At 41.7% G+C, this 24,576-nt stretch carries 15 protein-coding genes; 9 read left to right on the top strand and 6 right to left on the bottom strand.

Going from position 1 to position 24,576, the window contains the following annotated elements; genetic code table 11:
* The first annotated feature begins 227 nt into the window (after window positions 1-227).
* The 4 genes from V6R21_RS28530 (at window position 228) to V6R21_RS28515 (ending at window position 9,074) form a co-directional block, all read left to right on the top strand.
* Window positions 228-3,281 (top strand): SusC/RagA family TonB-linked outer membrane protein, encoded by a 3,054-nt coding sequence (locus V6R21_RS28530; protein WP_334246907.1) that lies wholly within the window; start codon window positions 228-230, stop codon window positions 3,279-3,281.
* Window positions 3,282-3,311: 30 nt separating this feature from the next.
* Window positions 3,312-4,799 (top strand): RagB/SusD family nutrient uptake outer membrane protein, encoded by a 1,488-nt coding sequence (locus V6R21_RS28525; protein WP_334246906.1) that lies wholly within the window; start codon window positions 3,312-3,314, stop codon window positions 4,797-4,799.
* Between the two features lie 168 nt (window positions 4,800-4,967).
* Window positions 4,968-7,649: a glycoside hydrolase family 2 TIM barrel-domain containing protein gene (locus tag V6R21_RS28520; protein WP_334246905.1), complete on the top strand. Its 2,682-nt coding sequence runs from the start codon at window positions 4,968-4,970 to the stop codon at window positions 7,647-7,649.
* A 30-nt stretch (window positions 7,650-7,679) separates the two neighbouring features.
* Window positions 7,680-9,074, top strand: a complete 1,395-nt coding sequence (locus V6R21_RS28515) for a glucoamylase family protein (protein WP_334246904.1) — start codon at window positions 7,680-7,682, stop codon at window positions 9,072-9,074.
* Window positions 9,075-9,148: 74 nt separating this feature from the next.
* On the opposite strand, the gene V6R21_RS28510 is transcribed toward V6R21_RS28515, so the two are convergent.
* Entirely contained in the window at window positions 9,149-11,089 is a 1,941-nt protein-coding gene (locus V6R21_RS28510) for a 7TM diverse intracellular signaling domain-containing protein (protein ID WP_334246903.1), read from the bottom strand.
* A gap of 517 nt (window positions 11,090-11,606) precedes the next feature.
* Here V6R21_RS28510 and V6R21_RS28505 point away from each other — a divergent pair.
* From V6R21_RS28505 to V6R21_RS28485, 5 genes are all read left to right on the top strand, one after another.
* A complete protein-coding gene (locus V6R21_RS28505) occupies window positions 11,607-13,925 on the top strand; it encodes a glycoside hydrolase family 3 N-terminal domain-containing protein (protein ID WP_334246902.1) in 2,319 nt (772 codons plus the stop codon).
* A gap of 94 nt (window positions 13,926-14,019) precedes the next feature.
* On the top strand, window positions 14,020-16,689 hold the full coding sequence (locus V6R21_RS28500) for a glycoside hydrolase family 31 protein (RefSeq protein ID WP_334246901.1): 2,670 nt from the start codon (window positions 14,020-14,022) through the stop codon (window positions 16,687-16,689).
* A gap of 26 nt (window positions 16,690-16,715) precedes the next feature.
* Entirely contained in the window at window positions 16,716-18,356 is a 1,641-nt protein-coding gene (locus V6R21_RS28495; protein WP_334246900.1) for a sulfatase family protein, read from the top strand.
* 77 nt (window positions 18,357-18,433) lie between these two features.
* Window positions 18,434-19,402 (top strand): alpha/beta hydrolase, encoded by a 969-nt coding sequence (locus V6R21_RS28490; RefSeq protein ID WP_334246899.1) that lies wholly within the window; start codon window positions 18,434-18,436, stop codon window positions 19,400-19,402.
* A 121-nt stretch (window positions 19,403-19,523) separates the two neighbouring features.
* On the top strand, window positions 19,524-20,687 hold the full coding sequence (locus V6R21_RS28485) for an AIR synthase related protein (RefSeq protein WP_334246898.1): 1,164 nt from the start codon (window positions 19,524-19,526) through the stop codon (window positions 20,685-20,687).
* An 82-nt stretch (window positions 20,688-20,769) separates the two neighbouring features.
* Here the strand turns inward: V6R21_RS28485 and V6R21_RS28480 are convergent, their stop codons facing one another.
* The 5 genes from V6R21_RS28480 to V6R21_RS28460 form a co-directional block, all read right to left on the bottom strand.
* On the bottom strand, window positions 20,770-21,690 hold the full coding sequence (locus V6R21_RS28480) for a DUF3078 domain-containing protein (protein ID WP_334246897.1): 921 nt from the start codon (window positions 21,688-21,690) through the stop codon (window positions 20,770-20,772).
* A gap of 123 nt (window positions 21,691-21,813) precedes the next feature.
* Window positions 21,814-22,494 carry an ABC transporter ATP-binding protein gene (locus V6R21_RS28475; protein WP_334246896.1) on the bottom strand — a complete coding sequence of 227 codons (681 nt, stop codon included), beginning with the start codon at window positions 22,492-22,494 and terminating at the stop codon, window positions 21,814-21,816.
* A 20-nt stretch (window positions 22,495-22,514) separates the two neighbouring features.
* Window positions 22,515-23,090 (bottom strand): nicotinate (nicotinamide) nucleotide adenylyltransferase, encoded by a 576-nt coding sequence (gene nadD / locus V6R21_RS28470; RefSeq protein ID WP_334246895.1) that lies wholly within the window; start codon window positions 23,088-23,090, stop codon window positions 22,515-22,517.
* A gap of 153 nt (window positions 23,091-23,243) precedes the next feature.
* The gene (gene gmk, locus V6R21_RS28465) at window positions 23,244-23,813 is read right to left on the bottom strand and encodes a guanylate kinase (RefSeq protein WP_334246894.1); all 570 of its coding nucleotides are present in this window, start codon (window positions 23,811-23,813) and stop codon (window positions 23,244-23,246) included.
* A gap of 147 nt (window positions 23,814-23,960) precedes the next feature.
* Window positions 23,961-24,557: a sigma-70 family RNA polymerase sigma factor gene (locus tag V6R21_RS28460; RefSeq protein WP_334246893.1), complete on the bottom strand. Its 597-nt coding sequence runs from the start codon at window positions 24,555-24,557 to the stop codon at window positions 23,961-23,963.
* Between the last annotated feature and the right edge of the window lie 19 nt (window positions 24,558-24,576).

Below are 24,576 nucleotides of genomic sequence, written 5' to 3'. Positions count from 1 at the left end.
CTTTTTTGTGGAGTTTTTTGACCTGAATACTAGGTTTGGTTCCATAATCAACAGCACAGGTTGGTCTCGCCTTCCTAAAGTCTGATCACCTTCAGGAATGGCAAAAATAATGGACAATCATTTTTCATTGATTTCAACACTGTGAGTTCATTATAAGGTTCGGTTAAATGCACTTGACTGAAAAACCAGAGGCTTATTTACACACAATCACTATAATATTTTAAGGTATGAGGACATTCTACCATTCATTAAAGAGAAAGAGCGGAATGCTACTCTCTTTACTCTTGCTTGCATGTCTTTGGTCCGGAGTGGCAAAGGCACAATCTATTACAGTTAGAGGTACAGTACAAGATCAGGCTAGTGAGCCAATCATAGGAGCAAACATTGTCATTAAGGGAAGTACACAAGGAACGATTACAAACTTTGATGGAAATTTCAGTTTGCAAATTCCTAGTGGAACTGAAACACTGATGGTTTCTTATATTGGTTATTTGTCTCAAGAAGTTGAGGTTAACAACCAGACACAGTTCAACATTATCCTTGAAGAGGATATGGAGCAACTGGAAGAAGTTGTAGTAGTAGGATATGGAACTGCAAAGGAAAAAGACCTGACATCGCCAATTGCAACTGTTAACGCAGATGATATTACAGCGATGAGTTCTACTTCACCGATGCAGTCAATTCAGGGTAAAGTTCCAGGTGTAACGATTACCAACTCGGGTGCTCCAGGTGAAGGGCCAACAGTGCGTATCCGTGGTGTAGGCTCCCTGCAAAACTCTGACCCTCTATATGTGGTAGACGGTATGTTTGTAGACGATATCAACTTCCTGAACCCGAATGATATTGAGTCAATGTCCATTCTGAAAGATGCTTCAGCTGCAGCTATTTACGGTGTACGTGCTGCAAATGGTGTTGTACTGATTACGACTAAAGGAGGTAAGAAAGGCACAAAGATGCGTGTATCCTATGATGGTTACTACGGTGTTCAGAAAGTGACACAGCGATTGAAGATGGCTAATTCTGAGCAGTACGCTAATGTGATGAATGCTTCCAACAATGCTGATTATGCTGCAGTGATCCAGAAGTCAATCGATATGTATGGTGGAGAAAATGGTATTCCTGCTGTTTCAACTGATTGGTATGATGTGTTGTTGAGAGACAGTGCCCCTATCCAAAGTCATAATATTGGCTTGAATGGTGGAACAGAAAAAGCGACTTACTCATTTGGTGTTAGCTACTTTGACCAAGAAGGTATGATGGATGCTACAGGCATGTACAAGAGACTTGGACTTCGTGGTAAAGCGGACTTTGATGTTTCGGACAACCTGAAAATCGGAATGAGTATGAACCTAACCAATGAGCAACGTCAGGTTGATGATGGTAATGCATGGTTCAACGCATATACAAACAGCCCAATTTATCCTGTCATGGATAACTCACTTTCAGATGATAGAGCTTATCCTGTAAAATTTGCGAACCCACATGACTTAGGCTTCAGTACTTACTATACGAACCCTGCAGCAGTAGCATATTACCGTGGTGATGATATCTCAAAAGCAACACGTTTCCTTCCAACTATTTACGCAGAGCTACGTCCATTCAGTGCAAAAGACATCGTATTCCGTTCGGCAATGAATATGGACTTCCGTTTCAACCGCAGTCGTAAATATACACCTGAATACATTGCTGGAGACAATATACAGCAGATTAACCTGCTAGATAAATCACATACATGGAATAGCAATTACGTTTGGGACAACACTGTTACATGGTACAATACATTAGGTGAGCACAACTTGAATGTAATGGCGGGCTTCTCTGCAAGACAGCAACAATGGTATACACTTAGAGGTACTGCACAAGGCACGACATTACCTGATTATATTGATGGAGCTGATGCTGCAACCACTACAGCTTATGATGATGGAGAGCGTTTCCATGGTTTGTCGGCTTTTACACGTGTATCTTATGATTATAAGGAGCGTTACTTGCTGTCATTGACAATGCGTGCAGATGGTTCTTCAAAATATCAGCAAACTTGGGGTTACTTCCCTTCAATTGGTGCAGGTTGGATCATTTCGGATGAACCATTTATGGCAGATGTAGCAGACAAAGGAGTTAGTTTCCTGAAACTGCGTGCTTCATGGGGTCGATTGGGTAATGACCATGTAACACATAATGATGGTTTTGCAACAGTATCAAGTGGTGGTTTGGATGACTCAGGTATCTTCGGAGATGCAATATTGGTTCCTGGTATGATTAACCAAACAAACTACACGGACCTTAAATGGGAAGTGGTGGAAGAACTAAACTTTGGTTTGGATTCTAGGTTCCTAAATGATCGCTTGTCATTTGAAGCAGATTACTTTATTCGAGACACTAAAAACCTAGTAATTCGTACTACTCTGCCAAATGGTAATGGAACACTTCTTCAAAACACTGGTTCAGTAAGAAACTCAGGACTTGAGCTGGTTATGAACTGGAGTGACCAGATAGGTACTGATTTTAGTTACTCAGTTGGTGGTAACTTTACAAAATTGCATAATGAAGTAACTTCTTTGGCTGACCAACCTTATATCATGACAGGCTCTGCTGAATTCCCTCAACGTTCTGAAGTTGGTTCACCAATTTACTCATTCTATGGTTGGAAAACAGATGGTGTTTATCAAAACCAAGCAGAGATTGATGCAGATCCAATTGCAGTTGCTAATGGTTTGAAGCCAGGTGATTTCCGTTATGTTGATACCAATGGCGATGGTGTCTTGGACAATGATGACCGTCAACTATTGGGTGATTATCAACCTGATTTCACATATGGTTTGAATATGAACCTTCAATATAAAGGTTGGAGTTTAGCAGCAGCATTTCAGGGTGTAGGTGGCGTAACGATCTTTAACAGACGTCGTGCTGATATCAATAAACATGGCTTGAATAACCTAGATGCCAACCTTGCTGAAAACCTTTGGAGTGGCGAGGGATCTACAAATGCCTACCCTTCAGCAGAAGGCTTATTCAATACTTGGAACAATGGCAAGTTTAATGACTTCTTCTTGGAAGATGCTTCATACTTCCGTATCCAGAATGTACGCTTGGCTTACAGCCTTCCAAAAAGTGCTTTGGATAAGCTGAGAATGAGTGCAGCACAGATCTATGTCAATGCTGACCGTCCTTATACCTTCTTTAATACCAACGGATTTACGCCAGAGGTAATAGATGGAGTTGACCAGTCAGTTTACCCAATCCCTGCAGTATTCTCATTGGGTGCAAACTTGACATTTTAAGAGATTAAAGGGACCAAAAATTTAGAAACCATGAAAATCAGATATATCGTTGCAGCCGGATTAATGGCGCTAATGTCTATGTCATCATGTACTGATGAGTTTCTGGGTATTACTCAGGAAAATACAGCTCCAACTGAAGAGCTAAACTATGCAGATAAAAGTCAGATGTATGGCCCCGTATCAGGAGTATATGGAACTACTCGTCGCCGTATGTCACAATGGGAAATCTGGCCATTGCTGAATGTACGTGGTGATGAGGTGACAAAAGGGGGCGGGTCAGACAATGACCAGTTTGATTACCTAAATGTTGAGCGGTTCAACTATGGTGCAATCAAGGGTTTTTGGGCATTAAATAACTCATGGAATGCACTGTACAATATTGTCTATACGACATATAACAATGAGGCGCTATTAAATCGTTTTCGTGAGCACCTTACTGATGAGGCTGACATTGAGTTGGGGAATCAGTATGAGGCAGAGATTCGTTTCCATAGAGCATTAGCTTACTTCTTTATCTCTAACCTTTGGGGAGATGTGCCATTGGTGGATTTTGAAAACTTGATGCGTCTGGACTTGCCTAAAGTGAAGCAAGCAGGAGTTCGTGAATTTATTCACAGTGAGTTGGATTACTGTATTGAGCACTTGCCGGCAGGGAGACCTGATCAGCAATCTCACCAAGGGGCAGTAACAAAATACACAGCAATGGCACTGAAGGCTAAAGTTGCTTTGTATGAAGAAGACTATGCCACAGTGAAAAACCTGACAGATAAGATTATCAGTGAAGGAGGTTTCTCTTTGTACTCAGATTACTATAACCTGTTCAAGATTCCAGGTAAACTAGCACCTGAGTCATTGTATGAGCTACAGTTTACTGATTTTGGAAATGGTGATGGCGATCAGGTATATGGTGGAGCATGGTTCCAGCACCAAGGCCCTCGTGGAAATGCAGCGCCTGTTAACGGGTGGGGCTTTATGATTTTGGAAGGAGGTTTCTTGGACTTCCTGAACGAAAGAAATGACTCTACTCGTTGGGATGTAGCGGTATTGGAGTCAGGAGCAACAACACCTGCAGGTGATGAAATTGCAGAGTTTGTGCCTAGCTACTTGGATGGGTTAAAAGCTCATTACAATGGAAAAGCTTACACACCTAAAAACCAACTGACAGAAGGCCGTAATAACTATGGAGCAAACAATAACATCCGTGTGTTACGCTATGCTGACGTATTGTTGATGAATGCAGAAGCAAATCTGAAAGTTGGTGGAGATGCTGCAACACCACTTAATGAAGTAAGGGTGCGTGCAGGATTAGAGCCAATTGGATCTCCAACGCTTGACGATATTATCAATGAGCGTCGTGCCGAATTCTCATGTGAGTGGGGTGACCGCTTTATGGATTTGGTGAGAACAGGAAAGGCACAATCGGTACTACCAGGCTTCATACCTGGTGAGTCAGAGTTCCTGCCTATTCCATTGGCACAGGAAGACTTGAATCCTCTTTTGAGAGAACCAGCTATTTAATATAGATCAATAGTTTTCATTTACTAAGATTATCCTAAACCCAGAGTATGCCTTGCTGCTCTGGGTTTATTCATTTGAAAGTTGAGTATGGAGCGCTTAAAAAGTTAAATTAGTTACAAGATTTTTTCTAGGCTTTCATTATTAAACCTCAATCCAGAAAACCTATTTATGAAATACAATACAATGACAATGTGTAAGGGAGTGCTGATACTGATTCAGGCTATTTTATGGAGTACGGCATTAGGGCAGGGCAGGCATTCAGAAACCATCAATACAGGGTGGCAATTTCACAAAGGAGATTTCAGGCAAGACACTAAAGTGGAGGAGTCAGACTGGCAGACAGTAAATATTCCCCATACATGGAACCAGAAAGATGCTTTTGAGGGCAATGGCAAATATTACCGTGGCGTAGGTTGGTACCGTAAGGCTGTCATAATTCCTGAAGATTGGAAGGGCAGAAAGATTTACCTTCACTTTGAAGCAGCAAATCAGGAAACACAAGTGTTTTTGAACCATGAACCAATTGGTCATCACAGAGGAGGTTATAATGCTTTCCGATATGATATCACAGACATAGTTCAATATGGGAAAACCAACCAACTTCGAGTAAAACTAGATAACCGTCATAACTGGAATATACCTCCATTGGATGCCGACTTTACATTCTATGGAGGTATCTATCGAGATGTTCATTTGATCACAGTGTCCCCTACTCACTTTGAGATGGATAATTATGCATCTGATGGAGTATTTGTAAAGGCGGAAGATTTATCCGAAGCATCAGGGAAACTGAAAGTTTGGGGCAAGGTCAAAAATGAGGAAGCATTGACAAAACGGTTGTTGGTAAAATCAGTGTTGAAAGATGCTGATGGACATACTGTAATGGAAACGAGTCAAAAGCTGAAGTTAGCTCAAGGTACTACTACTGACTTTATGTTAATGAGTAAAGCGATTACTCAACCACACCTATGGTCACCAGAAGATCCTTACTTGTATACAGTAGAGACGAAGCTGATTGAACAGAAAACTGGAAAGGTACTGGATGAAGTAGAGACATCATTTGGTTTTCGTTGGTTTAGTATAGATGCAGACAAAGGCTTTTTCCTTAATGGCAAGCACCTCAAATTAGTTGGTGCAAATCGTCATCAGGACTATAAGGGTTTAGGGAATGCATTGCCAAATGCGATTCACCGGAAGGACATGAAGTTATTGAAGGAGATGGGAGCCAACTTTATCCGAATCGCCCATTACCCGCATGATCCTGAGGTGTACAAGGCTTGTGATGAGTTAGGGTTGTTGTCATGGTCAGAGATTCCTGTAATCAATGATGTAACAGATACAGAAGAGTATTTCAAGGTATGTACTGATATGCAACTGGAGCACATCCGTCAAAATTATAACCACCCATCTATCGTGATGTGGGGGTATATGAATGAGATCTTTATCCGTATGGTTTTTAACCGAAAAATGACCAAAGAAGATAAGGATGCGAAGATCGATGCGACATTGAGACTGGCACGTAAGTTAGAAGATATAACCAGAACCGAAGATGCTGAGCGCATTACAGTCATGGCACTTCACGGAGATCAGGTATATAATGAAACGGGAATCGCAGACATTCCACAACTAATAGGTTGGAACTTGTATTATGGATGGTATGTGGATGATATCTATGGGTTAGGAAAGTTCTTGGATGAAGAGCATAGAAACCATCCAGAAAGACCTTTGTTTCTTTCAGAGTATGGTCCGGGGGCTGATACACGTATCAATACATTTACGCCCAAGATCTATGACTTTTCGGCAGACTATCAGCGCTTGTATCACAGTGGCTACCTAACACAAATACTTGAAAGAGATTATATGGCCGGAATGACGGCATGGAACTTTGCCGACTTTGGGTCAGCAGGAAGACATGATACAAGACCGTTTATCAACCAAAAAGGTTTGATGAATTATGACCGTCAGCCAAAGGATGTGTACTACCTCTACCAATCATATTTACTGAAGGAACCTGTATTGAAAATTACAGGAGGTGCTTTTGCTAAAAGACAGGCAATGGAAGGTGAAAGTGGTAAAGGTGTTTGCAATCAGGATGTTATCATATTTACGAATCAGCCTTCCGTTGAACTTTTTCATAATGGAAAATCATTGGGAATAAAGAATGCTTTAGAAAAACAGGTGGTTTTCTCTGTTCCTTTTAAGTCTGGAGATAACACGTTGAAAGCGATAGCTGGAAAAACAGAAGATCAATTGATTATTTCCTTCGACGTTGTGCCACAGGAATTGTCAGCATACAACTTTGGAGAAATCAATGTCAATGCAGGAGCAGGCTACTGGTTCAATGATGAAACTACAGGAGAGGTTTGGATGCCGGACAGAAAGTATCAGAAAGGCCAATGGGGATATATTGAAGGGGAGCCTTACCGAAAAGACAACCGAACTTGGCAAGGAGTACCAAGAAATATCGAAGGGACAGACAATGACCCACTTTTCCAAAATATGCGAGTTAACCCTAAAGGTTATACCTTTGACGTGACTGATGGCAATTATGAGGTAACACTGTATTTTGTAGAACCAAATGCCAAGGTCGCTAATGAATCAGCCATTTATGAATTGTCAGCTTCCAAACAACAGAATGAGACACCACGTCAAGATGTGAGAATATTCAATGTCAAGATGAATGGTAAGACTGTTTTGGAAGGTTTTAATATAGGAAAAGAGTTTGGTGCTTTCTATGGAGTTGAAAAGACTTACTCAGTGAAAGCTGAAAATGGTGAAGGTATTCAAATTGTATTTGAGTCCCTTCATGGGCAGCCATTGGTTAGTGCTTTGAAAGTCAGAAAGCAATAGTGAAGTGATACTAACAAATTTAATCTCGTGATGAGAAAATGGTATAAAGCAATAAGCTTCCTGCTGTTTTTGGTTTGTGCAGGACTGGTAAGCTGTAACAGAGCAGCTACAAAAGGAAATGAGGAGGAAAGTATTCAAAAAATGGCAAGCTTGCCTGAAGAAGCTTTATTGGATACGGTGCAGCACCAGACCTTTAGGTATTTCTATGATTTTGCCCATGCAAAAAGTGGTATGGCAAGAGAGCGAAGTGAACCAGCCAAAAGAGGCTCGGCAGGAGTACCAAACCTTGAGAATATAGTCACAACAAGGGGTACCGGTTTTGGTGTTATGGCATTTCCTGTAGCAGTGGAGCGTGGTTGGATTACAAGGGACAAGGCTGTAAATCATCTGAGTAAGATTGTCAGTTTTCTAGAAAGCTGTAAACGCTTTCATGGAATGTGGGCACACTGGTATGATGGCAATACCGGAAAAGTCTCAACCCTTTCTAAATATGATAATGGTGGTGATCTGGTAGAGTCAGCATTTCTTTTGCAAGGTTTATTGACGGTCAGAGAATACTTTGACAGCAATTCTGATAAAGAGGTAAACTTAAGAAGTACAATTACCAGACTTTGGGAAGAGGCTGAATGGGATTGGTATACCAACGGGAAACCTTGGCTTTATTGGCATTGGTCTCCTGATTATGGTTTCAAAATCAATATGCCAATTATGGGATTTGATGAGAGCATGATCGCTTATGTATTGGCGGTGGCATCCCCTACCCATCCGATCAAACCAAGTTTATATCAAACAGGCTGGGCTATAGACCATAATGACCGTTTCAAGGAAAAGGGCGATTATGTTCAAAGGCTTCAGATTGGAGAGAACAACAACAGTGGAGGGCCGCTATTTTTTACTCATTATTCGTTTCTGGGATTAACTCCTTATATCACGGATAAATATGTACAAGAGGCAGGATATGCAGACTATGCTACGCACAATAAGGCAATGGTGGATTATTGTTATGATTGGTGTTTGAAGCATGGTTATCCTAAAAACTGTTGGGGATTAACATCAAGTGACGACCCTGAGAAAGGCTATAGAGTACATGCCGCTGAAGTTGGGAGAAGAGGTGATAACGGCACGATATCCCCTACTGCGGCGATTTCTTCCATTGTCTATACTCCCGAAAAGTCATTGGCTTTTATACGGTATCTCCTGCACGAACATGGAGGGAATATGTGGAAGGAATATGGTTTCAAGGATGCATTTAACTTGAAATATGATTGGTATGCACCTGCTTACCTAGCTCTGGATCAAGGACCAATGATCATCATGATTGAAAACTATAGAACAGGGTTACTCTGGAAAAACTTCATGAAAAATCCTGAGATTCCAAAGGCTTTGGAAAAGCTGGGACTCAAACAGACCAAGCAGGTTTTATAATACAGCAAAAAGGACTTCAGGTGCTACACCCGAAGTCCTTTTATCTTTTATAACTAATAGTTCTGATGTGTTACTTATTTCATTTCCTCAGGCATAAAGCTAGGCAGCAGGATACCTGATTTTGGATTGCTAGCTTCTTCTGCCTTCTTCTTGAAGCTCCAAACAGTATTTCGTCTCATATCAAGCATATCTGCAAGCTGCTGAAGTGTGTACTTCTTAGGATAGTGCTCGAAGATATAACACAGGTAGAATGCTTTGACAATGTCAAACTTGATTCCTTGAAATACTGAACCTGTGGTGATAGATTCATTGTAGCCACATTTGGTACAGCGGCGAGAGAACTTCTTAGTCCCCTCAAAATACTTGTCATTGTTGCATTTACGGCATGAATACCCATCTTTCCATTTGCGGTCCTGAATATAACGGAAGCAACTTAACCTGTCAGGAAATAGCTCGGAGAACTCCTCAAAGCTGATCAACTTGTTGACAAACCTGTTCTCCCGCTCTTTCAGTACCTTGGTTTTTAACTTATAGTTATCGACGTCCAATACATGGTTCAGTTTGTTGAGCTTTCCGTTGGCAATAGATAGCGCCTCATTGGCAACTCTCAATTCTTCTTCACTGTGTTGGAGTGCTTTTGTGCGTTCCCTGACTTTGATTTCAAGTTCCTCATTGATTTTCTCTTTAAGCTCCATACGCTTGTGTTGCTCCTCAATAATTTTCTGCTGAGCAATCTTCTTTTCCTGTTGTTCCTCAATAATCTGTTGTTGGGCTTTTTGTTCACGTTCCTTGAGGAGTTTTAACCTATCTGATAGCGCAAATGACAGGAAGAGCATTTCTAACCCGAAACCAATACGAAGACTGTAGTGTGTAATGATAGAAAAAGGGATAATGCCAACAGCCACCATACCCTTGATTGATGCACCAGTTAGCAGGCAGATACAAGCAAGCATCAGGAACCTTGCAGACTTATACTGCTGCTTCAAGGCAATACCACTTACTAGTACCATCGCCAGAATGGTAGTAGTACTTAAAAGGTAAGAGTCGTAAAGCTGATGCCCGAAGAATAATGATCCCACAAACAGGATGCTGTGAATTATGGCAATTCCCTGTAGTGCCCTATTAATAATTGGGAAGGCATTGGAAGTGTCCAAGAAGTCTCTAATAAAGACAATGGCACTGATAACTACAGCAAAAGTAGACAGGTGTTCAGCATAGACATTGATGGCTGGTTCGTGGAACCACAGGTAATGAAATCCTAGTCCATCCTCACTTAGGTTAAAGAAACCTATAGCAAGTATGTGCAGGATATAGTATGGGTATTTTTTTTCTCGAATGGCAATCCATGTAAGCAGGTTGTAAACAGCCATAATGATAATGGCACCATACAATAGCCCTAACAGCAGATACTCGGTAACAGCATAGCTAATCAGTCGGTTGGTACTTCTGAATGCTAAGTGGAGGTCAGCTACTTTATTGGACTTGACCTGAAAGTAGAATGGCTTTTCATAGTCAATCTGTTGGTCAAGAGGAATGATAAAGTTTTTATGGTGTACATCCCTATGGGTAAAATCGAAGGAATCCCCTAAGGTTATTTCCTTGTACTCGCCCGACTTCTGGGGAATGAAGGCATGAATGTAATCAATGCTTTGGTCGTAAAACTCAATTAGCCATTGTCGCTTGGAGTCTTCAGCAATGTGTAATTGAATTTTGAGCCAAAGTGCACTATTGATATCAAAGTTGTCTTTGTTGTACTTGGGAGCGAGCAGAAACTCAGGCTGCTGCTTTAGGATATCCTGAAAAGTCATCAACTGGGTAGTGTCTTTCCAGTGCATGATATGGGAAAGATTCAGAATCTGCTCTTCAAGTCCATCTCTCAAGTAGATTGTTTCAATCGAGTGGTTTGGTTTACCAAATGTTTGTGCCAGACCAACCACCATAAGCAAGGCAATTAGCCCATTTCGCAAAAGCCAAGTGGAATTGCTTAATAGACCTGTGTGTTTATGACACTTCATAAGTCAAATGCTTTCATTGATTCTTTAGGATGAATGCAAAATTGGCGTAAAAAAAACATATTTCAGAATATTTCTTGTTGATATCTGTCAATATTTCAGGATTTCTTATAAAACAACGCATTGCAAATAGGATTTTATTGTAAATCTCTTTTGACTGTTTTCCTGATAATTGAAATGTTTGGTATTAATGCGGTATAGTTGGTGTTTTTGTGCTTTTATGTATCTGTTTATCTGTATGTTGTATTGTTTTTAACCTTGTAAAAAGAGCTATTGAAAACATTGAAAATGCGTTGGTTTTAATATCACTTTTTACACTTTTTATTTGAATCTGCTTGTCTCCACTATACGTTTGTTCTGTTCTCTTATTAGAGATTGCTTTCTAGTAGGAACACGCTTTATCACCAGCTATTGATTATAAAATGGAAAGTTCAGGGAGCGTGGAAAAACGTTTCCTGAATATTTCCAATGCAATCAAAAAGATATTACAAACAAACATAATCAGTTCAGTCACATGAATATGAATAAGACTCTGACCATGTTGGCACTTGCGGGTGTCATGGTGGGGTGCTCCCCAAACAAATCGGCAGATAAAAGTAACACAGCCGTTTCTACAATGATCTGGAAAGATAACAAAGCCGAAATGGACAAGTTTATCGATGACTTGATGGGCAATATGACCATTGAGGAAAAGATCGGACAGATGACCCAGTTGACAAGTGGGTGGGATGTTACAGGACCTACTATTAATGAGAACTTCGAGCAGCTTGTAAAGAGCGGTCGTGTAGGTTCGTTCCTGAATGCATTCTCTGCAGCATATACTAAAAAGCTTCAGAAAATGGCAGTGGAAGAGACACGTTTGGGTATTCCACTGATCTTTGGTCATGATGTTATTCACGGACACCAGACAATCTTCCCAATTTCATTGGGTGAGTCTGCCTCATGGGACTTGGATGCCATCAAGACATCAGCAAGAGTAGCAGCAACAGAAGCATCGGCACAAGGTATTCACTGGACATTTGCTCCGATGGTGGATATCGCACGTGACCCTCGTTGGGGACGTATCTCTGAAGGTGCAGGCGAAGACGTGTACCTCGGTAGCCGAATTGCTGAGGCTAGGGTAAAAGGTTTTCAAGGTGACAACCTGAAAGACCTGAATACAATTGTGGCTTGTGCCAAACACTTTGCCGCTTATGGACAGGCGCAGGCAGGTCGTGACTATCACACCACCAACATGTCTGACCGTGAGTTGAGAGATGTGTATCTTCCTCCTTTCAAGGCTGCAATTGATGCAGGCGTAGGTACTTTCATGACAGCTTTCAATGAGCTGAATGGTGTACCTGCAACAGGTAACGAATACCTGTTTGATGAAATCCTTAGAAAAGAATGGGGATTTGAAGGTTTTGTAGTAACAGACTATACAGCAATCAATGAACTGGTACCTCACGGTTATGCAAAGGACGAGAAGCAAGCAGGTGAGTTGGCGCTGAATGCTGGTGTAGATATGGATATGGTAGGTCGAGTATATGACCAGAACTTGAAAACATCACTGGAAGAAGGTAAGGTAAACGAGCAGCAGATCGATTTGGCGGTGAGAAGAATCTTGGAGATGAAATATCGTCTGGGACTTTTCGAAGATCCATACCGCTACAGTGATGAAGAAAGAGAGAAAAAGACAATCCTGAGCAAGGAACATAGAGATGCGGCGCGTGACGTAGCACGTAAGTCAATGGTACTGCTGAAGAATGAAAGCGAAACACTTCCATTGAAGAAAACAGGTTCAATTGCATTGATTGGGCCATTGGCAGATAGCCGTCCTGATATGCATGGTTCATGGGCATCAGCAGGTGGCGGATGGAAAAACCGTACGACAGTACCTGTCAGCTTGAAAGAAGGTATTGAGAATGTAGCGGGTAATGTGAAAATCAATTATGCAAAAGGCTGTGGTTACGGACTTGGAGAGACGGATAAGTCAGGGTTTGCAGCAGCAATCAAGGCAGCTAAGCAATCAGATGTGATTGTATTGGCAATGGGTGAAGCACAGGAACAAACCGGTGAAGCAACAAGCCGTACGGAAATCACGCTTCCTGGTGTACAGTCTGAATTGCTGCTTGAGCTGAAGAAGCTGAACAAGCCAATGGTACTGGTACTGATGAACGGTCGTCCGTTGGAGATGGAGAAAGAAAATGAGGCAGTAGATGCCGTGTTGGAAACTTGGTTTGCAGGTACAGAAGGTGGTAATGCCATTGCTGACGTATTGTTCGGTGATCACAATCCTTCAGGTAAGTTGCCAGTTACTTTCCCTCGCAAACTGGGACAAGTGCCAATCTACTACAATATGAAGAATACAGGGCGTCCGCTTGGCTTGCAGGGACATAATGATCCAGCGAACAAGTACCGCTCAAAATATATGGACGCACCAAATACACCACTTTATGCATTTGGTCATGGCTTAAGCTACACCACATTTGAATACAGTGATGTTCGTCTTGACAAGACAACATTGGGTATGAATGATAAAATCACGGTTTCAGTAGAGGTAACCAACTCAGGTAAATACGACGGAGCCGAAGTAGTTCAGTTGTATGTTCGTGACTTGGTAGGCTCAGTGACAAGACCAGTGAAAGAACTGAAAGGCTTTGAGAAAATCTTCCTGAAAAAAGGAGAAACCAAAACCGTTACGTTCGAGATCAAGACAGAAGATTTGGCATTCCACCGCAAGGATATGTCTTACGGTGTTGAAGAAGGCGACTTCCAAGTGTTTGTGGGGACAAGCTCAGACAATGTGAAGGAGTCTAGCTTTAAGCTGACACAGTCTGGCGCTATAGCAAGAAGGTAGTTTCAATTTCATATACGCACATCATGAAAAGCGCTGGACCCGTTTGGGTCCAGTCTTTTTCTTACCACCCACTTCTATCAAACCAATCTGTAACATGTACAAGAAAATACTCTTTGGGTTAATGTTTTGTCTGTTCCTTATTGTGTTGAACACATTTGGTCAGGCTGTCAACAACCCAACTGCAAACCCTGAAGCAGTAATTACAGATGGCAACGTCCGGTTTACCGTCCTGACGGCAAGGCTGATCCGGATGGAATATTCAGAAAACACACATTTTGAGGATAAGGCTTCTTTGGCATTTATCAACAGAAACCTTCCTGTTCCCCCCTTCAAAACCAAGAAATCTGGCAAATGGCTTGAGGTGAAAACTGATTCACTGACATTGCGCTATTTGCGAGACTCCGGTCCTTTCGAAAAGAAAAACCTTCAAATTACTTTTCTGCTAAATGACAAAAAGCAGGTTTGGTATCCTGATATGGTGGATACTGCAAACCTGAAAGGTACTACCCGAACAGTGGATGGTTTTGAAGGCACAACCCGCTATTGGGATGGCAAGAAACTGGAACTGGAGCAAGGACTTATCTCCAAAGATGGCTGGAGTCTAGTTGATGATTCTGATCGGTTACTTTTTGATGGAAATCAGGATTGGGATTGGGTGACAGAACGGAATACCGGTAACAATCAGGACTGGTATTTCTTTGGATATGGTCATGCTTACAAGGATGCCCTGGCAGACTTTACCAAAGTGGCAGGGAAAATTCCATTGCCTCCTCGATACGCATTTGGGTACTGGTGGTCCCGCTACTGGATATACGCTGATCGGGAGATGAAAGAGTTGGTCAGCACATTGCGTAGTTATGATATTCCTGTAGATGTCATGATCATGGATATGGATTGGCATGAAACCTACGGACTTACTTCCAATAATCCCGAAAAGACCCCTTTCAATGGAATGTTGGGTTGGACAGGTTATACATGGAACAAAAACCTTTTTCCTCAACCTGATAAATTCCTGAATTGGACAGCATCCGAAAAGCTGAAGACAGCGCTGAACCTTCACCCTGCTGACGGTATTGCGCCGATGGAAGACAATTATCAACCGATGGTAGAGGCACTTGATGGAGACACAACAAAAGAAGGTTGGATCGAATACCAGTTATCAGACAAGAGATGGGCAAAAGCCTATTTTGAATATATGCTGCGCCCTAAGGAAAAGCTGGGTAATGACTTCTGGTGGATTGACTGGCAGCAGTGGCAGGAAAGCAAACACATGAAGGGATTAAGCAATACCTTCTGGTTGAACTATGTATTTTTCACGGACATGGAAAAGCAATATCCTGAAAAGAGACCGCTGTTGTTCCACCGTTGGGGTGGCTTGGGTAACCACCGCTATCAGGTTGGGTTTTCCGGTGATGCGGTGATCTCATGGGAGTCATTGGCTTTTCAGCCCTACTTTACTGCAACGGCATCCAATGTGGGTTACGGTTACTGGAGTCATGATATCGGTGGCCATATTGATAAGGATAAGGAACTGGCAAAAGATGGTGAACTGTATCTGCGCTGGATCCAGTTTGGAACGCTTAGCCCGATTTTCAGAACGCATGCTTCCAAAAGTGATGTAGCAGAGCGACGTTTTTGGAAATACCCTGAGTATTTCCCGATGATGCGGGATGCGGTTCAGTTCCGCTATGCATTGGTTCCTTATCTCTATACAGCAGCCCGTCTGGCTTATGATACAGGCATCTCTATTTGCCGCCCGATGTACTATGATTATCCCGATAGTGAAAAAGCATATTCATCAGATCAGCAATATATGCTGGGTGATAAGCTGTTGGTTGCGCCAATAGTCAGTGCAGCAGATAAGCAAACCAGATTAGCGACCCAAACTGTTTGGCTTCCAGAAGGACAATGGTATGAGTGGTCAACAGGGGCCTTACTGGAAGGTGGTCAGGAAATCCGCAGACGCTTTTCTTTTGAAGAAATACCTCTTTATGTCAAGGTAGGCAGCATTATTCCGATGTACCCCAAAGTAAGCAACTTGCAGGATCAGCCTAATGAGATAGTTTTCTCCTTGGTGCCGGGCGGAACGGATGATATCCGCTTTTATGAAGACAATGGTGATGGACAGGGGTATAAGAAGTCAGCATTTGCTTGGACAAGGGTGAAATCTGAAAAGACTGCTTCGGGTATCAGGCTGACTATTTTCCCGACAGAAGGAGTCTATCAGGATAAACCGGAAAAGCGTGCTTACACTTTGAACCTGTTGAATAGTTTGCCAGTCGAAAAAGTATTGGTCAACGGACAAAGCTTATCTGATGATGCTTTTCCATATAATGCTATGAGGCTGACACAGGTGATCCATACGGGTAATTTCTCATTGGATGAAAAGGTAATAATTGAAGTGGAATACCAAACTGGAATGCTTGAGCAACAGGAATGGGTTAATGGCAAGGCAGGTTTATTCAGAAGACTTGAACAATTGGGTGAGCAGTTAAGGTTAGCGTCAGCTAAAAATGATTGGGGAGCAACCATTCCTAACCCAATCTTGAATCTGATTAGTACCCCGACCTATATGGAGTACAATCCTGAAAAAGCGATAAGCCTTTTGAAGGAGATGGATAATGGATTACCTCAGTTACAGCAATGGCTTACTACAATGCCTCAAATCAGTGAGGAAAAAGCTATTGAGTTAGTGAACTACTTACAGTTTGATGCTGTCATAACTGAAAAAGAAGAACAGACACTTCAAAAAGATATACGGTAAAATCAATTGACAATACTATTAATAAAATGAGACGATATTTATTTCCGGTGATGTTGCTGTTGCTAGCGCTGACTTCTTGTAAGAAAGAAGAGCAAACTAGTGAAGTGGCACAAACTCCTCCGAATATTCTTTACATCATGTGTGATGATCATACGACACAAGCAATCAGTGCCTATGAGCATCCGCTTTCGGAAGTGGTCGAAACTCCGAATATTGATAGATTGGCTAATGAGGGGATACAGTTTGACAGGGCGTTCTGTACCAATGCACTTTGTGGGCCAAGCCGAGCAGTATTGCTGACAGGTAAGTACAGCCATAAAAATGGCTTCCGCCATAATGCTGATAAGTTTGATGCAAGCCAACCTACTTTTATCAATGCCTTGGATAGTGCAGGCTACGAAACGGCTGTTATCGGGAAATGGCACCTGAAAAGTACACCACAAGGATTTGACCACTGGGAAATATTGCCAGACCAAGGAAAGTATTACAATCCAGACTTCATTACAAAGGATGGTACCCACAGAGAGGAAGGTTATTCTACTGATATCATCACGGACAAGACGATTGCGTGGATGGATAAGCAGCGTGACAAAAATAAGCCGTTCTGTCTGCTGATGCACCACAAGGCACCACACCGTAACTGGATGGCAGCAATGCGCCACCTCAATAAGTATGACAGTGTAAAATTCCCTGTTCCTGAAAACTATCTGGATCGTTGGGATGGCAGAAAGGCATTACAAGAACAGGAAATGACAGTCTGGAAAGATATGTATGAAGGTCACGACTTGAAGCTGACTAAAACAGCTGATACAGATGAGCTGCGCTTCAATCCGTGGACGGATGATTTTGATCGCCTTACACCTGAGCAGAAAGCCAAGTGGAATGAGGTTTATCGCAAGAAAAACCAGTCATTCTTTGACGAAAATATCGAGCAAGACCCAACGAAGTTTGCCCTGTGGAAATACCAGCGCTATATGGAAGAGTATTTGGCTACTTGTGAGTCAGTGGATGAAAGTGTCGGAAGGGTACTGGATTATTTGGATAAGGCAGGGCTTGCTGAGAATACCATTGTAGTTTTCACTTCCGATCAGGGGTTCTTTTTGGGTGAGCATGGACTCTTTGATAAGCGATTTATGTATGAGGAAACACTCCGTATTCCCCTGCTGATTCGTTACCCGAATGGTATCAAGGCGGGAACGCACAGTGATGCAATGGTGATGAACCTTGATTTTGCGCCCACTTTCTTGGATTATGCAGGCTTAAATATACCGGAAGAAATGCAGGGCAAATCCATGAAACCAGTAATGAGTAGAGATAGCGCACCAAAAGACTGGAGAGATGCAGTTTATTATCATTACTATGAATATCCAGGCTTCCATTCTGCCAAACGTCAATATGGAATCCGTACAGATCGCTATAAACTGATCCATTTCTACAATGACATTGATGAGTGGGAGCTTTATGACTTGGAGAAAGACCCACACGAGATGAACAATGTCATTGATGAGGTAGCATATGCAGATGTGAAAAAAGATATGATGGCAAAGCTGGAACAGCAAATGAAACAGTATGATGAACCTCCATACGAGGAGTTCAAGGATACCAAATTGCCACTGATCAATATGCCACGTGACCCTAAATACAAAGGGTTTACATTGGAGAGATAAGAAACAGGAGTTACCTTAAGGCATTTCGTCAGATATAAGACGGGATGCCTTTTGTTATTTTTTAAAACGGAGTCAAGATGAAGAAATACTTACTTTTTGTATTGGTTTGGATGCCTTTGATAGCATTTTCTCAGGTGCGCTATCAGGATGAGCTTTTTGAGAAGGTCAACAGGACGACTGAGGTGTATATGCAAAAAAATGGGCAGGACTATGCCTTGGATATTTACCAGCCTGAAGGGGATACCGTAAAAAACCGTCCCATGATTATAATGGTACATGGAGGCGGCTTTTCAGGAGGGGTTCGTGATGAGCCACGTTATATTAACTTTCTGGAGACCTTTGCTCGTCTTGGTTACGTAGGAGTATCTATTTCTTATGAGTTAAGGGCAAAAGATATAAAGGGTGGCGTAGGTTGCGAGATGTCTCGTCATGAGAAGGTGGAGATTTTCAAGCATACGGTACATGACTTGCGTAAAGCAACGGCTTATCTGCTTGATAAATCATCGGAAGTAGGTTTTGATGCTTCTCAAATTATTCTGGCAGGTAGTAGTGCCGGAGCAGAGTGTATTCTTCATGCGGCTTATTGGCCAAGTGATTATATGAACATTGGGGAGCAGATTTTGCCTGATGATTTCCGTTATGCAGGAGCAGTGAGTCTGGCTGGGGCAATCCTGAGCCTTGATTGGATTACAAAAGAGAATGCGATTCCCACAATGCTATTCCACGGAACGTGTGACAACCTTGTTCCATATGCAGATGCTCCGCATCATTACTGCGAAATTGACAAGCCGGGTTACATGGTGTTGCATGGAGGGTATTCTATTGCGATGAAGCTACAATCAGTTGGAGAAAGCTATTTTCTTTATACCGACTGTGGTGGGCATCATGGTTTGTGTTGTGAGCCTTTATCAGAGAATATTCCTGACATGATAGACTATTTGTATGAAACTGTGATACAAAAAAGAACTATTCAGCAGCATATTATTGTAAAAAATAAAATAGAGGACCGTTGTGCCGCCTACGGTACTTATGATTTCTGTGAGTAACAGAAAAGGAGTTTAGGGTAAATTTTCCTGTATTATTAAGTGGAAAGTCCTAGATTTGCGGCAAATAAGGCTTTGATTTATCCTAAATTCCTTCAATTCTTAAAAAAATAAGCATAGCGTCATGCAAGAAAGATATGCACAGCGGGGTGTTTCAGCCTCCAAAGAAGATATCCACAATGCCATCAAGGATCTAGACAAAGGACTTTTCCCAAAGGCATTCTGTAAGATTGTTCCTGACTTTCTGGGCGGAGACGATGCGTACTGCAACATCATGCACGCTGATGGAGCGGGCACAAAGTCTTCACTGGCTTATCTGTACTGGAGAGAAACAGGTGATATGTCTGTATGGAGAGGCATTGCACAGGATGCAATTGTCATGAATACTGATGACCTGCTGTGTGTAGGTGCAACTGGTAACACTTTGTTGTCTTCTACGATTGGTAGAAACAAGAACTTGATTCCAGGTGAGGTGATTTCAGCATTGATCAACGGAACTGAGGAAGTTCTTCAGATGCTGAGAGACAATGGTCTGAACATTGTCAGCACAGGTGGTGAAACTGCTGATGTAGGTGACTTGGTACGTACACTGATTGTGGACAGTACAGTTACTACTCGTATGAAGCGTGAAGACGTGATTAGCAATGACCGTATTAAGGCAGGTGATGTGATTGTAGGTCTTTCATCTTTCGGACAGGCTAAGTACGAAACAGAGTACAATGGTGGTATGGGCTCAAACGGTTTGACTTCAGCTCGCCATGACGTATTTGCCAAGTATTTGGCAGAGAAATACCCTGAAAGCTTTGACCCTTCAGTTCCTGAAGATTTGGTATACTCAGGTAATAAGAAGTTACTTGATGCAGTAGCCAATGTTACTTTGGATGCTGGTAAGCTGGTATTGTCCCCTACTCGTACATATGCGCCAATCATCATTGAAGTACTGAACAAGTACCGCAAGGTGATTAACGGTATGGTACATTGTAGTGGTGGTGCTCAGACAAAAGTATTGCACTTTGTAGATAATGTACATGTAATCAAAGACAACATGTTTGACACGCCTCCACTGTTTGACATGATCCATAAGGAAAGTGGTACTGATTGGAAAGAAATGTACAAGGTATTCAATATGGGACACCGTATGGAGATCTACTTGCCTGAGCAGTATGCGCAAGACATTATTGATATCTCAACATCATTTGGTGTAGAAGCGAAGATTGTCGGAAGAGTAGAAGCACATGAAGGTAAGAAACTGACACTGAAGAGCCAGCATGGCGAGTTTATTTACTAAACTTCAGTTGTTACTTTATATAAAAAATGGGATGGAAAATCAGTTTTCCATCCCATTTCTTTTATCTAATCGCTGAGGCTTACTAGATAGAATAAGTGAAGCCAACATTTAGGACGTTTTTAAACTGTATCCCCTCTCCTGTAGTTCCATCAGACCTAGGTACATCTACATCAGGGTCATAGATTAGCTGAGTGCCAAAATTGGTTGTGATAAACTTATTTACTTTCATGACAAGTAATGTACCCCAGTTAGCAACCCATTTATCCATATTATCATATGGTGAAAAGAGTGTAAAGTTAGACTGGAACTTGGTATTCTTGAAAAGCGGTACATCAATATTGTTGTTGAACGTAAAACCCACCTGATAACGTACATGCTCACCCGGATCTACACCAAATGCTCCTCTTGCTGAAAGCGTATCGTCCATTACAAACGTAATCCTGTTAGAGAGTGGTGAAACAGAGAAGTTAATATGCTCACTTGGCTTATAGAGTCCTGTCAGGTTTACCCCCAAGTAACCTGGAGACATAAAGTTGGAAATAATGTTACGAGACTCAGGGTTATTATCACCGTCAGCCGCCTTATATTCATAACCGATATTGAACTGTGTAGCAAGGCTCATTCCTGCTTTTACCTGCCACTTTTTATTGAACTTATAACCATAGTCGGTCGAGAACAAAAATTCATCATCGGTTTTCCGGATTTCATATTCAGTATTCTGCTGCTTGATGATACCGTAAGCCATACGAAGCTTATTTGTCCAAACAGTTTTTTGTCCTTCACGAACTGTTTGGACATCAACCAATGCACCTGCAGATATGGAACTGGAACCACCACCTGCCCATTGGTATAATCCTACATTGGAGAGGTTGATACCAAAAGTACCTTGGTACTTCCACACAGAGTCCTGTGAATATTTTTGTGCACTAGCTTGGCTGGTAGTAAAAATCAAAAAGACAGCTAATGCAGCTAGATACTGCATTAAGTGTAAATACTTTTTCATAGATAAGCGGATAGAGCTAAGGTATTTAAAATAATGTACTATTTCATCTTACAAAAGTAACATATTTTCATGTCTCCCCCATAAGTGTTAACTAATGTTAGAATAGTGTTTTTAGCTTATCTATCAGTGTTTTACAACAATTCCATCTCGCATTTCAATTACTCTGTCAATCATAGGGTGCTGTTCCACTATTGGATCGTGTGTGGTCATCAAAATGGTTTTTCCTTTACTTTTCAGATCTGCAAAAATTTCAAGAACTCCTTCAGAGTTGTGGCTGTCTAAATGAGCAGTTGGTTCATCAGCAAAAAGCAACTCAGGATTACTGACCAATGCACGTGCAATAGCCACACGCTGTAGCTCACCTCCTGAAAGGGTATCTACCTTGAAGTTTAGGCGGTGATCAATATTGACTTTAGCAGCAGCTTCTTTTGCTTTGGCGTCTATCTCCTGTTGAGTATACCCCAAGGGAAATAGTGGTAACCCGATATTTTGGGATGTTGTAAAGCCCTTTATCAGGTTGAAATGCTGAAATACAATTCCAATATGGTCTTTTCTAAAGCGTGTCAAAAACTTTTCTGACCAATGGGATACAGGTTTCCCTAGACATAAATACTCTCCCGATGTAGGCTTGGAAAGACAACTGAGCAGCGTGAGCAGTGTGGTTTTCCCTGAGCCAGAAGGACCTTTCAGTAGTACGCACTCTCCAGTTTTAACACTGATACTAACCTCATTGACAGGGCGTACTTCATTTGGCTTTCCAAGGTTGAAAGCCTTGGTGACAGCTTTGGTTTCTATCGCATTCATAGCTTGTTTGTCAGAATTTTTTAGTCAAGGTAAAACTTCTTGCGTTTGATCAGTTCCAGCACAGCCTCGTGTACAAGGTAACGGATTGTCTTGCCATCACGGATTGCGTCACGTATAAATGTAGCTGAAATATCAACCAAAGGGGCTTTAATAACTTTCACATTAGGGTGGTCAAGCAATGGAGATTTGACAGTATTAGGACGAGGGTAAACAATCAGGCCGTAATATTCCAAGATCTGTTCTTGATTCTTCCATTTATGGAAATGCTGGAGGTTATCTTCTCCTACAATTACCTTGAACTTGTGTTTAGGATACTTATCTGACAGGTAGGCTAGCGTGTCGATAGTGTAGCTCGGTTTTGGCATCTTGAATTCAACATCAGTTACACGGAGTTTGGGATTTTCAACGATAGCCTGCTGAACCATATCGTAGCGGTCAAACTCATGCAGCAATGTTTTCTTTTTCTTGAAAGGGTTTTGTGGTGATACCACAAACCACACTTCGTCAACTTCTCCACTTTCTGCAATGGTATTGGCAATAATGAGATGCCCTACATGGATGGGATTGAATGAGCCGAAAAATAAACCAATTCTCATGAATGTAATTTCTTAGATAAAAGCATTCTGTTCATTACAAAGTTATACGAAGATCAATAGGATTAGAAAGGAAATAGTATTTTTCACTGAAAACAACAATCCCCATCACAGTCTTGCTGTAATGGGGATATAAGCTGTTGCAATATTTTTGGTCTAGTTGTCTATTTTTTCCTGAACCAATCTTTCTGCTTCTTCAAAAGCATGCTCCAGTGTATCATTGATCAAGATTGTATCAAACTGACATGAGTATTCCATCTCAGAGGCAGCTTTGCTGACCCTTTCCTGAATACTTTCTTCTGTGTCTGTCTGACGGCAACGTAGCCTGTTTTCAAGTTCTTCAATACTTGGAGGCTGGATGAATACAGCAAGCGCCTTGTCACCAAAATATTTTTTCAGGTTGACTCCCCCTTGAACGTCTACATCCAGTACTACGTGTTTGCCTTCAGCCCAAATTCTTTCAATCTCAGACTTGAGTGTACCGTAGTAAAGACCTTCATACACCTGTTCGAATTCAACAAATGCATCAGCATCAATTTTAGCCTTGAACTCTTCAGGCTTCAGGAAGTAATAGTCTTTGCCATGAACTTCTTTCCCGCGAGGTTGGCGTGTGGTAGCGGAAATCGAAAAAGTGAGGTGCGGATTTTTCTTGAGTAAATGATGTACAATCGTAGTTTTGCCCGAACCTGATGGTGCCGAAAAGATAAATACCTTGCCAGATGCCATGTTTTGTATGATGCCTTTTTTTGAAAATGGAATATGATTTTAAAGAAGAGAAGCCATACATACACCTGACGTGCAGTTGCTCTCTTTTGAGGTTCTGAATATTCAGCCTCCGTTAAGAGCACGCAAACTTACAACAAATTTGGAGTTTTACATATCTTCTTCAGCGTTGTAGCCCATTTTCTTGGCATATTTGGCGAGTTTCTCTTTCAGCAAGTTACGGGCGCGGTGAAGTCGGCTTCTAACTGTACCAATCGGAATATCCAATATTTTGGACATTTCCTCATAGGTGAAGCCTTCAAGGTCACAAAGTATAATGACAATACGGAAATCGACAGCGAGAGAATTAAGGGCGTTGGTTACCTCGTCCCCTATCCTGTTCTGCATGGTTTCCACACGAAGGTCTGTGGTGATATCCATATCGACATCGTCAGAGTTGTAGATACTTTCTACTTCCTGATAGTCGATTTTGGAAGGTTGCTTACTCTTTTTGCGGTAGTCGTTGATGAAGCTATTTTTAAGAATTCGGAACAGCCATGCCTTGGCATTGGTTCCTTGTTCGAAAGAGGCAATAAATCGGAAGGCCTTCATGTAGGTGTCCTGCACGAGGTCTTTAGCGTCTTCTTCGTCGAGCGTGAGCTTGTAAGCAAAATTGTACATCGAATCTAGATGAGGAACGAATTCTGATTCAAAGATCCTCATCTTTTCATTCTCCGTATAAGCTGGCTTTATAGGATCTTTCTCCATAAGGTGGAACCTTTAGTAA

It is taken from the genome of Limibacter armeniacum (assembly GCF_036880985.1).
In the GTDB taxonomy this organism is placed as follows: Bacteria; Bacteroidota; Bacteroidia; order Cytophagales; family Flammeovirgaceae; genus Limibacter; species Limibacter armeniacum.
This window is presented reverse-complemented; position numbering and strand designations above follow the sequence as displayed.

Excerpts from the sequence above, each read along its gene's own strand:
- V6R21_RS28460 (WP_334246893.1), bottom strand. The coding sequence starts at position 24,557 with ATGGAGAAAGATCCTATAAAGCCAGCTTATACGGAGAATGAAAAGATG.
- V6R21_RS28515 (WP_334246904.1), top strand. The coding sequence starts at position 7,680 with ATGAGAAAATGGTATAAAGCAATAAGCTTCCTGCTGTTTTTGGTTTGT.
- V6R21_RS28530 (WP_334246907.1), top strand. The coding sequence starts at position 228 with ATGAGGACATTCTACCATTCATTAAAGAGAAAGAGCGGAATGCTACTC.
- V6R21_RS28505 (WP_334246902.1), top strand. The coding sequence starts at position 11,607 with ATGAATAAGACTCTGACCATGTTGGCACTTGCGGGTGTCATGGTGGGG.
- V6R21_RS28480 (WP_334246897.1), bottom strand. The coding sequence starts at position 21,690 with ATGAAAAAGTATTTACACTTAATGCAGTATCTAGCTGCATTAGCTGTC.
- V6R21_RS28510 (WP_334246903.1), bottom strand. The coding sequence starts at position 11,089 with ATGAAGTGTCATAAACACACAGGTCTATTAAGCAATTCCACTTGGCTT.
- nadD (WP_334246895.1), bottom strand. The coding sequence starts at position 23,090 with ATGAGAATTGGTTTATTTTTCGGCTCATTCAATCCCATCCATGTAGGG.
- V6R21_RS28485 (WP_334246898.1), top strand. The coding sequence starts at position 19,524 with ATGCAAGAAAGATATGCACAGCGGGGTGTTTCAGCCTCCAAAGAAGAT.
- V6R21_RS28490 (WP_334246899.1), top strand. The coding sequence starts at position 18,434 with ATGAAGAAATACTTACTTTTTGTATTGGTTTGGATGCCTTTGATAGCA.
- V6R21_RS28495 (WP_334246900.1), top strand. The coding sequence starts at position 16,716 with ATGAGACGATATTTATTTCCGGTGATGTTGCTGTTGCTAGCGCTGACT.
- V6R21_RS28520 (WP_334246905.1), top strand. The coding sequence starts at position 4,968 with ATGAAATACAATACAATGACAATGTGTAAGGGAGTGCTGATACTGATT.
- gmk (WP_334246894.1), bottom strand. The coding sequence starts at position 23,813 with ATGGCATCTGGCAAGGTATTTATCTTTTCGGCACCATCAGGTTCGGGC.
- V6R21_RS28500 (WP_334246901.1), top strand. The coding sequence starts at position 14,020 with ATGTACAAGAAAATACTCTTTGGGTTAATGTTTTGTCTGTTCCTTATT.
- V6R21_RS28475 (WP_334246896.1), bottom strand. The coding sequence starts at position 22,494 with ATGAATGCGATAGAAACCAAAGCTGTCACCAAGGCTTTCAACCTTGGA.
- V6R21_RS28525 (WP_334246906.1), top strand. The coding sequence starts at position 3,312 with ATGAAAATCAGATATATCGTTGCAGCCGGATTAATGGCGCTAATGTCT.